Origin of the sequence: Ruminococcus flavefaciens ND2009 (genome assembly GCF_000621785.1) — a bacterium.
Lineage (GTDB): Bacteria > Bacillota > Clostridia > Oscillospirales > Ruminococcaceae > Ruminococcus > Ruminococcus flavefaciens_C.
In genome coordinates, this window is the sequence record NZ_JHXI01000007.1 from 280,937 (window position 1) to 293,657 (window position 12,721).

Sequence of the window (12,721 nt, forward strand, 5' to 3'; positions counted from 1 at the left end):
TATCTTTCGTTTGTTCTTTTTTATGTCTTAATTCTCAATATTTACGCCGAATTTTCCAAGGCAAAGCTCAAAATCATTGAAGTCCACAGAGTAGCTTGCGGTTGTTATCGGCTCCTCACCCGCAGGAGTCACTTCATATTCGTACAGCACTACACAGCCGTTTTCGTGAACATAGTATGTCCTTCTGATGGTCTTGTCATTATCCTTGTACATCAGGACAACGGAATATCTCAGATCCTCCTGGCTCTCAGGGATAATATTATCCTTCAGCATACCAATGAACATACTGGGAAGGAATTCCTCAACATATTCCTTGTCTCCCTCTGAAGTGGGCGTAATGTTTTCGTTTTTGTCTTCGCTTATATCATACAACTCCGCAGAAATGAGTTCACCGCTCTTGAGGTCATCTATTTCTTCCGGTGTAATATATTCAGCCTCGGAAATACATTCAAAGATACCTTCATCAAATGAATGTATATCTATATTATAGTACTTTCTGCATATCTCCTCGGAATTCAGATAATCCTCATCGTATCTGTCGCCCGAATAGATGACATATCCGTCTTCCGCGATCTTGAGCCAGTATATTTCGTGGTCTATCTCCCATGAGATCTCGTATTCCGAGTCAGTTACTGCAAAGGGATCCTCTCTGCCGGGCTGTGGTTCTGTTTCCTCGCCCCAATCCCATCTGTTGAGCATATCGGCTACCAGATCGTATGCCCTTTCGTTGTTCTTATTAACCATCACGGTGCCGTTCTGAAGTTCAAAGTCAAAGGCTGTAAAATCGCCGAAGGGTGATACTTCAGCTTCCTTCTCTGCTTCAATCTCCTCTTCCTGAGCGAGTATCTCCTGTACGCTCTTATCAAAGGCTTCAATGTCTATCATATAGTACTTGCTTTCAGCCGGTTCCAATGGTTCCGATAGTGGCGGTTCGGAAACATCAGGCAGAACATATTTTACATAGTTGACAAAGCCGTCATTTGATATCCATACAGAACAATTGGCATCGTCTGTGAACCAGTACAGAGTGCAGTATTTATCCGGTGAATCCTGTACGATCTTTCTTCCTTCGGTATTCTCATATTCTTCTCCCCAGCTGAATCCATTCAGAAATTCTGACAATTTAGCGTAGGTTTCGTCTGAGTAGTAACCGTATTCCCCATCATTTGCGTCAAATGTGTAATCCAGCGATTTAAAGTCTCCGAAGGGACTGATCACCTGCTCATTCACATCAACGTCTTCACTCCCCGCCAACTGGCTTCTGTGATTCTTATGGAGAAGAACTCCAGTAGTTCCTATACCCGCGGCAAGCACGGCACAGGCTGCAGCGGCGCTTACTATGCGGATAATGTTGTTCTTTCTGCTTATACGCTCGGTACCGCTTGCGACTTCGGTATAGCCGTCGTTGTCGGTATGCTCTATGTTCGTTTTGTCTATGTTTTCGCAGGCTTTTATGATACGCTCTTTCATATCCTCGGGCATTGTTATCTTTTCAGCCGCATTTCTGAGCTTTTTATCCATACTACATATACTCCTTTCTGTATTTTTCCTCCAGCAGTTTCCTGCCCCTTGACAGGCGCATTTTGACTGCCGAAACGCTTACTCCTGTTATATCCGCGATCTCGTCGATCTTATACTGCTCAACGTAAAAAAGCACCATTATTATCCTGTATTTGTCAGAGAGCTCCATTAGAGCCTCAAGTATACCGCTGTCACTTTTCTCCACGGCATAGGTATTGAGAAGCTCCTCGCTCTCGGTCTCGTGTCTGGTACGGTATCTGATCATATCACGGCATTTGTTGGTGGCAACAGTGATGAGCCATGCCTTTTCGTGCTCGCCGTCTGCGAACTCAGGTGCCTTCGTGAAGTATTTTATGAAGGTCTCCTGCACAGCGTCCTCGGCATCGGCAGTATTTTTCAGTATAAGCAAGCTTATCCTGTACAGCATATCGCCGTATTTCTCGACCGCCTCGCGAGCGCAGCCGCATTTCTGCATTGTTCATCAGCTCCTTTCACTATATACACGTTTGGGGAAATACAAAAAGTCACATAATATTATAGCATTTTTCTGAAAAAATGAAAAGACAGCCGATTTGCACCGACTGCCTTTCAGGGGATATTAAAATTTGGAGAAATCTTAATTAGTGTGCCGACCACCGAAATGATCGGCACTTTGAAAACTCTGATAAGAATTATTACTTATCAAACGCGCTTGTAAACTACGCCGCCCTGGAGGGTCTTGCCCTTTGCAGCTGCCATATCAGAGATGTTTACATTCTGATAGCCGTTCTGAGCGAGCCAAGGAAGAACTTCTTCCATAGCTGCAGCTGTTGTAGCGTAATTCTCGTGGCAAAGAACGATAGCACCCTCGAGTGAACCATTATTTGCAGCGTTCTTGATTGTCTGAACGATCTGATCCTTAGAAGCGTTGTTCCAGTCAGCTGTATCGATGTCGCAGCTGATAAGGGGAACGTCCTTAAGACCAGCTCTTACGTTTGCGCTATCCTCAAGGAAAGGAAGTCTCATGAGGTGAGAAGGCTCTGTGCCGATGATTCCCTTGAGCTTAGCATTACACTGTGACCACTCTGAGTAGCACTGATCTGCTGAGAGCTGTCCGATGTGAGGATGTGTCTGAGTGTGGTTAGCAACTTCCATGCCCTTCTGATACTCATACTTGATCTGCTGCTCTGTCTTGATCCAGCTGCCTACATTGAAGAATGTAGCTGTCATGCCGTTCTGAGCAAGAGCATTGATGATTCTGTAACCAGGATCAGATGTGCTTGTAGCTGATGCACCGTCATCGAATGAGATAGCGCAGAGCTTCTTGCCAGCCTGTACGCCTGTACCCTGACCGGGTGTTACTGTCTGCTGCTTAGCCTCGGGTACCTTACCCTGGCCGCCTGTTGTTACAGAAGACTTTGTGCCTTCCTTAGCAACGAGTACGTTGTCGATGTAGAAATCCATTGTATCACCGGAATCCTGAACTGTCTCAACGTAAAGGATCATTGAGCCTGAGTTAGAAGGAATGGTGAATGAAGTATTCTCGATCTTTGTCCAAACGCCCTTCTTGCATTCTGCCTTAGCGATAGATGTGTATGAAGCACTGTCGCCTTCGCCCTGCTGGAGAGAGATCTGGATTGTAGCTGAGTCCTTAGCTACCTGAAGAGCAGCCAGGCTGATGCTGTAAGTATCGCCAACCTTGAATTCTGATCCAAGGTCGATAGCTGCACCGTTCCACTCCTGTGATCTGCCTGATACTTCAAGAGCCTTACCGGATGAACCGTAGTAAGCGTCAGATGTGGGAGCAGCTGTTGCACTTCTTCCAGCCCAGTTGCCTGCGCCTGAATCGAAGTTATCGTTTATAGAACCATTTCCGCTTGAGCTTGAAGCAGGAGGATTAGTTACTGTTGTTACAACAGAGGGCTGCTGAACAGGAGCCTGTGTAACGATCTGTGTAGTTGTCTTGAGCTTGCTTGAGTAGCTCTCGGGAAGTGTAGAGATAAGTCCGAGGAGCTTCTTCTGGATAGCAAGAGCATCGTTAGTTGTGATACCCTCACCGGCATCGTAAACGTCACCGTTGAGTCTGCCCTGTGAGCTGAGCTTATACTTATCGGGGTTAGCGAGAGCCTGCATGATGAAGATAGCATCTGAAAGATCTACGCCCTTATCCTCGTTAGCGTCGCCCCACTTGGAAACCTTCTTGTCCAGCTCTGCCTTCTCATCGATTGTGATGATGGAAGTTGTTGTTGTAGGCGGAACATAAGGTGCTGTTGTTGTAGTTGTAGTTGTGGGAGGAGTTGTCTGACCGGGATTATCGCCCTTTGAACCGGGTGTGTTATCCAGAACAGAAATTATATCATTGTAGAATGACTTAGGCTGATAGTTGCTGAACGGAAGCGGTGAACCACCGTTTTCATTCTTTCTCCAGCTTCTCTCATCTGTTGTACCCCAGAGGGTTACGCATGAGATGTTCTTGGAGTGGTTAGCAAGTATCTGGAAGATCTCCTTATAGAGCTTACCATTGTTGCCTGTCTTGTTTGTGATATCGAGCTCAGTTACCTGAACGTCGAGACCGAGGCTCTCAAACTTCTTGAGTGCTGTCTCGTACTGGCTTGCAGTAGGATAGTTATCAGCAAGGTGTGACTGCATACCGATACCGTCGATATAGTCGCCCTCTGCCATAACCTTCTTAGCCATGTTGTAAAGATCAGTTGTCTTAGGCTCAATGTACTCATTGAAGTCGTTCAGATAGAGCTTACAATCCTTAGGAGCATACTGTCTTGCATACTTGAATGCGTTGATAACGAACTCAGAATTGTTATCGCCGTAAACTCTTGTCCAGCCTGAGTTGCTTCCGGGTCTCATCGAACCGCCGTCCTGAACGAAGAGCTCGTTACAAACGTCGTAAGAATGGAGCTTAAGGTTAGGATACTGGCTCTTGATAGCACTGAATGTATTCTTGATCATGCTCTCAAGACGCTTGTTCATTCTGTCCTTGGAAACGTCTCTGCCGTTCTCCTGGAACAGTGAGTTAGGAGTCTGGCTGTACCATACGAAGGTATGGCCGCGAACGCCGATGCCGTTCTTCTCAGCGAAGCTAAGAATGCGGCTTGCCTTCGAGAGGCTGATGTTTACGTTATCGCCACTAACACCCGTAACGATCTCGCTGGGCTTCATCTCGTTCTCACAAGTAACTGAGTTGAAGTTCTTGAGAATGAAGCTCTGACCCTGTGATGTACCGATCTCGCTGTCACTTACGGAAGTACCGAGTCTGAAGTGCTTACCAGCGTGATCCTTGAAGCCGTCGCCGCCCTTTGTATATGTGTAGTTGAGGTTCTGGTGACCTGAACCGCCGCTAACAGTTGTTGAACCGGTGGAACCTGTTGAGCCGGTAGAACCTGTAGAGCCTGTGGAACCAGTTGAACCGGTAGAACCTGTTGAACCAACTGTGCCCTGACCTGTAACTACTGTTGACTTTGTTCCTGACTTAGAGCCCTGAGCAACGTCAATATAGAAATCTGTGAGCTCGCCGGAATCCTGGGGAGTCTCAACATAAAGTATCATTGTACCGGAATTTGAGGGGATCTTGAATGAGGTATTCTCAAGCTTTGTCCACTCGCCGCTCTTAACATCTTCTGTAGCGATAGCTGTGTATGAAGCGCTGTCGCCGTCACCCTGCTGGAGTGAAAGCTGCATAGGAACTGTCTTACCGGACTTCTGGAGTACGCCTACGCTGAAGCTGTATGTCTCACCGGGAACGAATGCTGCTGAATCGAGCTCGATAGCTGCGCCGTTCCACTCCTGTGATCTGTTTGTAACTGCGAGAGCCTTTGAACCGCTGTAGCTTACCTCGGAAGTTGCAGCAACCTTAGCGTCGCCTCTTCCTGTCCAGCTGTCTACGCCGCTCTCGAATGTGCTCTGGAAGTAATTTCCGTTAGCATCGGGCTGTACTGTAGGTGTAGTGGGTGTTGTGGTTCCTGTTGAACCGCCGCCGCCACCGCCGTTGCCGAATGTGATGGTGTTCTTGTTAACTGTAGCCCTACCGCTGCTCTCCCAACCTTCTACGTTGAAAGCAACCTCGTACATATTACCCATCTGGAGACCCTTGTTCTCCCAAGCCTCGAAGTGCTTGGAAACACTGATGGTACCCTTTGTTCTTCCGCTGCTGCGGACACTGAAGTACTGTACGAAGGGCTTGTTACCCTCGATAGTATAGGAGTTACGGTTCTCCTTATAGATGTAGTAGTTAGCTCCGTCGAGGCTTACTGTGCCTAAGGGGCTGCCTGCTCCGGGTGATCCGTTAGGAGGACACCAGTTCTTCCAGTCCTCAACGATGTAGTACTCTACGAGAGGATTCTGAGTCCAGCCGTAGATACAGATACGTGAGTTACCTGAAGAACCTGCTGACCAGCTTACGTCGAAGTCACAAGTGATTCCGTTGTATGACTGGAACTTCTTTGTGCTTCCCATATCCTTACCGCGACGAGCCAGGAAGTTTCCGTTAGGTCCTGCGCAGTTCCACTCTGTTGAGAATGTACCCTCGCCGCTGCCGAGTGTCATTGATGAAGGCTGACTTGTATCTGCAGCCCAGATCTCATAGCTGTAGCCGTCGGGGCCTGTGCCCTTGTGCTGTCCTGCACCGTTAAGTCTGTAGGTCTCACCGGCTGCGCTGGTTGTCAGACCTGCAAAAGGTACAGATGAAACGCATACGATGCTGGCTACTAATCCGAGTGCAGCTCTTTTAACACCTCTGAATTTCATGTTTAATCATTCCTCACTTTCATTTCGTGATATATGTTTTCTTCGTGACACTAAGAAAAAGCGCAAAAGCACAAGATCTGCTTCTGTGTCCCTCCTTTTCCTCAGCTTCTGTCTTAATTTTATTACATTTCTGTGAACTATTCAAGTCAAATGTTGCTAACAATTTTTGGGCTTGCTCATTTTTTGCTCTTTTTGTACATTTTAGCTCTCATTTGTTGCGTTTTTTTATACAAATCACGGTGATGCGTTGATTTCCCGTTATTTCAGCAGCACAAAATGATGGGTGAGCTTGCACTTTCGTGCAGTTCCTGACAGCCCGATTTTTGCGGTGAAAGGACGCTTTTACCATTATATTATTATGAACTTGCTAAATGTTCAACTCAAATAAGCGGCAACAGTGATCCCGTTTAAATATTCCTCAAAAACAACTATAGGTATATTTTTTCCGTATTTTTGCACAAAGCCCTGCGAATTATAATGTTACTTTCTACAAATTTTCTCTGAATCCTTTATTTTTCACGCAAAAGTGGTATAATATTATCAGGTATATAACTCCATTCACAAGAGGGGATAATATGGATTCCGAAAGAATTATCAACATCGCTGTCGTAGTCTCGGGACTCGACGAAGAGTATCAGTACAACACAATACGCGGGATCAACAGTTTCGCACTGGAGCACAGCATAAATGTGTCTTATTTTGCTGCCTTCGGCGGAATGGTCGGAAGCAGGACCTTTGACATCGGCGAAGTAAGCATCTACAATTTAATAGACTATTCGCGCTTTGACGGCGTCCTTCTTATGACCAATACCTTCGGTGACAAGGAGATACGCGCCCGCATACTCGAAAGAGTAAGGGACGCCCATATCCCCACTGTCATTTTCGAGAGCCATGAATACCCCGAATTCTATGACATAAGCATCGACAACTTTACCGTCATGAAGAAGCTCGTGAACCATATCATACAGTTTCACGGCGCAAAGGTGATAAACTTCGTTTCCGGTCCTCTCGCGAACCCCGAGGGCAAGGCAAGATATGACGCCTTCAGGAGCGCTATGGAGGATAACGGGCTCACTATCGACGAGGAGCGTATCTATTACGGCGACTTCAAAAGCTATGACGGCAAGCTGGCTGTGGACGATTTTGCCTCTTCGGGAAAGGAACTCCCCGACGCATTCATCTGCGCAAATGACAGTATGGCTCTTACGGTATTGTCCTCCCTTGAAAAGCTGGGCTACAAGGTCCCCGACGACGTTATGGTCACAGGCTTCGACAATACATTCGGCGCAAGGAATTGCAGTCCCGCCATCACCTCGGTGAAGCGTCCTCTGTACAAGGCAGGATACAAGGCTGCGGAGGTGCTGCTCAACGTCATAAACGGCACAGAACAGCCCCATAGCATATCTCTGGAGGCTACTCCCATTTTCAGTGAGAGCTGCGGATGCAGAAACGAGGAACATGACGATCTCATCGCATATAAGAAAGTCACATACAGAAAAACCGAGGTGACCAACAGCAATATACTCATGCTCAACCGCCTGACAGCAGGTCTGGCTGAGACCGAGACCGCTTCCGAGTGCTTCGATGTTATCGAAAGGCTTATCGGTGAGCTTGAGTGTGAAAAATTCCAGCTCTGTCTCAGCGAGGACTGGCAGGACGCCTTCAACTCCGCTCCCATAGACTCCGAGCCCGACGCCTATAAGAGCTATATGTCCGCGCCCATAATCTGGGACAAGGGCGAGCGCAGAAGTGTAGGCTATTATCCCAGCAGCAATATGTTCCCCGAGGGCTTCGAGGAGAGAAGCTGCGTGAACTACTTCCTCCCCCTCCATTTCGGTGACCGCTGTCTGGGCTACTACATAATCACAAACGGAGATTTTCCCATATACAGTCTGCTATGTCACACCCTGACCATGACACTGAGCAACTCTATCGAGAATATCCGCAAGCTCTTCCACCTCAACAAGGCTATGGACGAGCTCAACCGCCTGTATGTCATCGACCCCCTCTGCAATATCTACAACCGCAACGGCTTCATCAATATCGCCGATGATATGTTCAAGGAGTGCGTGGCTAACAAGCAGGAAATGCTGCTCAGCTTCATAGATATGGACGGTCTGAAGTTCATCAACGACAATTACGGACACAATGAGGGCGATTTCGCTATACAGCGCCTTGCCAACATCATCAGCAACTGCTGCGGAAGGGGCAGTATCTGCGCAAGATTCGGCGGCGACGAGTTCGTTATCTTCAGCACCAACGCTTCACAGGGAGCTGTAGAGGCACTGGAGCACAGGTTCAACACCGAGCTTGAAAATATCAACAAGCTGGTGAAAAAGCCCTACGTTATTTCCGCAAGTATCGGAAGTATCATAACTACCGCCGGCGACAGCGATACGCTTTACAGCATCATCAAAATGGCTGACGAGAAGATGTATGAGATAAAGAAGCAGAAAAAGCGGGCAAGAAAGTCCGAAAAGGTCTGAATAAACAATAAAGCCATAGTATTTCCGATAAGAAAGTACTATGGCTATTTTTATTGACAATGCCGATTTGAGTAAGTAGTAAGTAGAAAGTAGTGAGTAGAAGCCGCTACACTGAATAATACTACTCTCTACTTGCTACTCTCTACTCACTCAGAATTTAACGGCAAAGCCGTTAAATTCTGAGAGTTATCAGCTCTTACGGAAGCCTACACACTGGACAGCGGCAACAGAATTGCCCAGCTCGTCCCTTATGTCAACATTGTAACAGCATATGGTCCTGCCGTCCTTGATGAGCTTTGCCTCGGCGATTATGCGCTCCGTCTTTGGTACTCCTATGAACGAGGCGTCGCAGTTGAGCCCCACTACTCCTGCCTGCTGCCAGTTAGAGGCGACTGCAAAGGCAAAATCCGCAAGGGTGAAGTAAACTCCGCCCATGATACCGCCAACGGCGTTCCTGTGGTGCTCGTTGAGGACAAGGCTGCACTTTGAATAATGGTCACCTAACTCGTCTATAACTGCTCCCATTTCCGTGGCGAAACGGTCTCCGCGGAAGGTCTCCCGTACTCTTTCAAGTGTTTCGTTATCGTTCATTTTTATTACCTCCTGTTTTCGTACTCCTCGCGCAGTATGGAGAAGTAGTGCCTGCCCACATATTCACCGTCCATGTAAAAATAGTCCCTGAGAGTGCCCTCGAATGTGAGCCCGCACTTCTCTATGACCTTTCTGGAAGGAGCGTTTATGGTCTTGCAGCATATCTGCACCTTGTGCAGGTTCATTCTGTCAAAACCGAAGGCTATTACAGCCTTTGCTGCTTCGGTGGCATAGCCCCTTCGCTGGAACTGCGAGCCTATGCAGTACTCTATCTCAGCGAAGTGGTTCTTGCTGTCAACGAGGAAATAGGCTATCTGTCCGATGCACTCGCCGCACTCTTTTTCGATGACCGCCCAGCGGTAATAGTCCTCACGGGCATAGCCGCCGATGTACTTGTCCAGAAGCCCCTTTACCGCCTCCTTGGTGGAGTAAACGGGCTCTGAATACAAGGACTGCACCTTTTCGTCAGCGACCCAGTACTTCAGCATAGCCTCGTCGTCAGAATATTCAAACCGCCTGAGGATAAGTCTCTCGGTTTCTATTGTCTGTGTACCGATATGTGTAAGCATATTTATCTCCCCTTTATCAGGTGTATCGTTGAAGTTGAAAGATATGGTGTCGCCTTCGGCGATGTTATTTAAATAATGCGAGCGAATACATTAACTCTCAGCTCTCACTACCGACGCTCAACTGTCGGATCTGCCGCGTATCTTATCATTGAGTTTGTTCAGTTCGTCTGTGTTTTCAAGAACATATTGTTTATTGTTCTCTCTGTCCATAACGTATGTACTCAGATCGGTGCCGAAGCCGGTCTTTGTTCCGTCATCCATGATAAAGCTATAGTCCTCGATACCGTCATTTACCAGGAACATATCCTCTTTATCTGTGATTACCTTCTTTATCCTGACTGCTCTGAATGCTTCGATATACTCGTTTATCATCTCTGCGTCAGTAGTTGAAAACTGCTCATAGCCGCCCTCTCCGCCAACACCGAACTTTATCTCGACAGGAGTAAGCTCGCCTTCCATCACGCTGCTGAATGTTTCGTCCGATACTGCTTCTTCGATCTCGTATTTGTGTTTTGTGATACTTTCGTCCTTTTTATCATTACAGCCTGCAAGAAGAAGTGTGCAGCCAATTATGGGAACGAATAATAACTGAAACCTTTTTTTCATCTTTTTTCTCCTTACTTAAATGATCTGTTTTCACCCGCGATGTAAAAAGCTTCCCCCTCTTTCTTCAAGAGGGGGATCACGTCTTATACTAAAAATGACATATCATAAAGTCCCGCAGGCTGATCCTTGAGGAATACCGCTGCATTTACAGCTCCCGCCGCGAAAACAGCCTTTGAAGCTGCCGAGTGGGAAAGGGTTATGACCTCATCATGGCCTGCAAAGATAACGTCGTGCTCACCTACGATAGTGCCGCCGCGAATCGAGTGCATTCCTATCTCGGACTTCTCACGCTTCTGACGGCGTGAGTGGCGGTCGTAAACGTAATGCTTTGAATTGTCAAGTGTCTCATTTATTGCGTCTGCCAGCATTATTGCGGTTCCGCTGGGAGCATCTATCTTCTGGTTGTGGTGCTTCTCAACTATCTCGATGTCAAAGCTGTCCCCCAGTACCTCAGCTGCCTTCTTTGCCAGCTGTACCAGCAGGTTTATGCCCAGTGACATATTGAATGTAAAGAATACGGGTATCTGCTGTGCAGCTGCCTTTATCTTCGCTGTCTGCTCCTCGGAGTAGCCTGTAGCGCCGATAACTATGGGAGTTCCCGTAGACTGACAGTAGTCAAGAAGTCCGTCCAGTGAAGCAGGATTTGAGAAATCAATGATAACATCGGGCTTGACGGGGAGCTGTGCGGGAGTTTCCACAATGGGGAAATCCGCATACTGCTTGGTATAGAGGTCGATGCCTGCAACTACTGTGCAGTCCTCTCTCTCGTCGGCACAATTGAAGATATTGTGTCCCATTCTGCCGTTAGCGCCGCAGATAGCTATATTAGTCATGTTTTACACTTCCTTTTCGGTGGGTGATTACTTGATGAGTCCGTGCTTTGCAAGGGTAGCTCTCAGCTTAGCCTTATGCTCGTCTGTCATCTCGCACAGGGGCAGACGACATGGACCTGCGTTCCAGCCCAGCATATTCATTGCTTCCTTTACGGGAATGGGGTTGACCTCTAAGAACAGGTCATTGCAGATGTCCAGGTTCTCGATCTGGAGCTTCATAGCCTCTGCGAAATTGTTATCGAGGCAGAGCTGAACCATATCGTGCATCTCCTTGGGAATAACGTGTGAAGCTACTGAGATAACGCCCTTTCCGCCCAGTGACATAACGGGGACTACCATATCGTCGTTTCCGCTGTATACGTCTATATCGTCGCCGCACTCAGCAATTACCTTTGCAACATAGCTTATGCTGCCGCTTGCTTCCTTGATAGCAGCGATGTTTCTGTGCTTTGAGAGCTCCTTTACTGTAGCCACGTCAAAGCCGCAGCCTGTTCTGCTGGGAACATTGTAAAGGATAATGGGGATATTCACGGCATCGGCGATAGCTGTGAAGTGAGCAACGAGACCTCTCTGTGTAGCCTTATTATAATAAGGTGTAACGTGGAGGAGAGCATCTGCGCCTGCTGCCTCAGCCTCCTTTGAGAGCTCTACGGCATAGCGTGTATCGTTGCTGCCCGCACCTGCGATAACAGGAACTCTGCCTGCAACGTGCTTTACTGCGAACTTGATGCAGTCGCGGTGCTCGTCGTCTGTCATAGTTGCGGACTCACCTGTGGTGCCGCAGATAACTACGGCGTCGGTGCCTCTTTCGATCTGGTCGTCGATAATGCGTCCCAGCTCGTCATAGTTTATAGAACCGTCGGCGTTCATGGGCGTGATGATAGCCACAGCAGCGCCGGTGAAAATAGTGTTCTTCATTACACTCAACCTTTCGTTCAATTCATAATTCATAATGCATAATGCATAATTAAATTACGAATCTATAGTTTTACATATTGATGTAAGAATTTTTATCAATTCCTGACATTCCGGATAAATACTTCGGAAATGCTTTTCTTCAATATAATCACTTTCATTAAGAAGCTCTAACCAATACTCAGTTTCACTCGCTTCTTTTAATGCAATACTCATTTTAGCATAAAAATCAGCTTTACTCTGTCCGCGTATCGCTTCTTTTACATTTGCGCCAATACTCGTACCGCATCTGAGTATCTGTTTTGACAGTATATACTCTTTCTTTTCAGAAGTCAGATATTTATACATTTTTATTATTCTGAGAGCAAAAGCTTTACTTTTACTAACAATAACATTTTCGCCAGCCATATAATTATGCATTATGAATTATGCATTATGCATTAATCCGGGGGCTCTACGC

10 protein-coding genes are annotated in these 12,721 nt (G+C 47.1%); 1 reads left to right on the top strand and 9 read right to left on the bottom strand.

The genetic code is table 11. The features are described 5' to 3' along the window. Positions 1-27 precede the first annotated feature (27 nt). The 3 genes from T488_RS0101345 to T488_RS0101355 all read right to left on the bottom strand — a co-directional run bounded on the left by T488_RS0101345 (position 28) and on the right by T488_RS0101355 (position 6,261). Positions 28-1,521, bottom strand: coding sequence for a hypothetical protein (locus tag T488_RS0101345; protein ID WP_028519238.1), 1,494 nt, complete (start codon positions 1,519-1,521; stop codon positions 28-30). A 1-nt stretch (position 1,522) separates the two neighbouring features. After that, complete coding sequence (locus T488_RS0101350) at positions 1,523-1,996, bottom strand: RNA polymerase sigma factor (protein WP_028519239.1); 474 nt, start codon at positions 1,994-1,996, stop codon at positions 1,523-1,525. Positions 1,997-2,202: 206 nt separating this feature from the next. Then, positions 2,203-6,261 (bottom strand): endo-1,4-beta-xylanase, encoded by a 4,059-nt coding sequence (locus tag T488_RS0101355; RefSeq protein WP_028519240.1) that lies wholly within the window; start codon positions 6,259-6,261, stop codon positions 2,203-2,205. A 575-nt stretch (positions 6,262-6,836) separates the two neighbouring features. On the opposite strand from T488_RS0101355, the gene T488_RS0101360 reads away from it, so the two are divergent. Next, positions 6,837-8,747, top strand: a complete 1,911-nt coding sequence (locus T488_RS0101360; RefSeq protein ID WP_028519241.1) for a diguanylate cyclase — start codon at positions 6,837-6,839, stop codon at positions 8,745-8,747. A 189-nt stretch (positions 8,748-8,936) separates the two neighbouring features. On the opposite strand, the gene T488_RS0101365 is transcribed toward T488_RS0101360, so the two are convergent. The 6 genes from T488_RS0101365 to T488_RS0101390 form a co-directional block, all read right to left on the bottom strand. Continuing rightward, positions 8,937-9,338, bottom strand: coding sequence for a PaaI family thioesterase (locus T488_RS0101365; RefSeq protein WP_028519242.1), 402 nt, complete (start codon positions 9,336-9,338; stop codon positions 8,937-8,939). A 5-nt stretch (positions 9,339-9,343) separates the two neighbouring features. After that, positions 9,344-9,907 (bottom strand): GNAT family N-acetyltransferase, encoded by a 564-nt coding sequence (locus tag T488_RS0101370; protein ID WP_028519243.1) that lies wholly within the window; start codon positions 9,905-9,907, stop codon positions 9,344-9,346. A 117-nt stretch (positions 9,908-10,024) separates the two neighbouring features. Then, entirely contained in the window at positions 10,025-10,513 is a 489-nt protein-coding gene (locus tag T488_RS0101375; RefSeq protein ID WP_028519244.1) for a hypothetical protein, read from the bottom strand. A gap of 83 nt (positions 10,514-10,596) precedes the next feature. After that, positions 10,597-11,346: a 4-hydroxy-tetrahydrodipicolinate reductase gene (gene dapB, locus T488_RS0101380; RefSeq protein WP_028519245.1), complete on the bottom strand. Its 750-nt coding sequence runs from the start codon at positions 11,344-11,346 to the stop codon at positions 10,597-10,599. 27 nt (positions 11,347-11,373) lie between these two features. After that, positions 11,374-12,264, bottom strand: a complete 891-nt coding sequence (dapA, locus tag T488_RS0101385; RefSeq protein WP_028519246.1) for a 4-hydroxy-tetrahydrodipicolinate synthase — start codon at positions 12,262-12,264, stop codon at positions 11,374-11,376. 54 nt (positions 12,265-12,318) lie between these two features. Then, entirely contained in the window at positions 12,319-12,669 is a 351-nt protein-coding gene (locus T488_RS0101390; protein WP_028519247.1) for a four helix bundle protein, read from the bottom strand. Between the last annotated feature and the right edge of the window lie 52 nt (positions 12,670-12,721).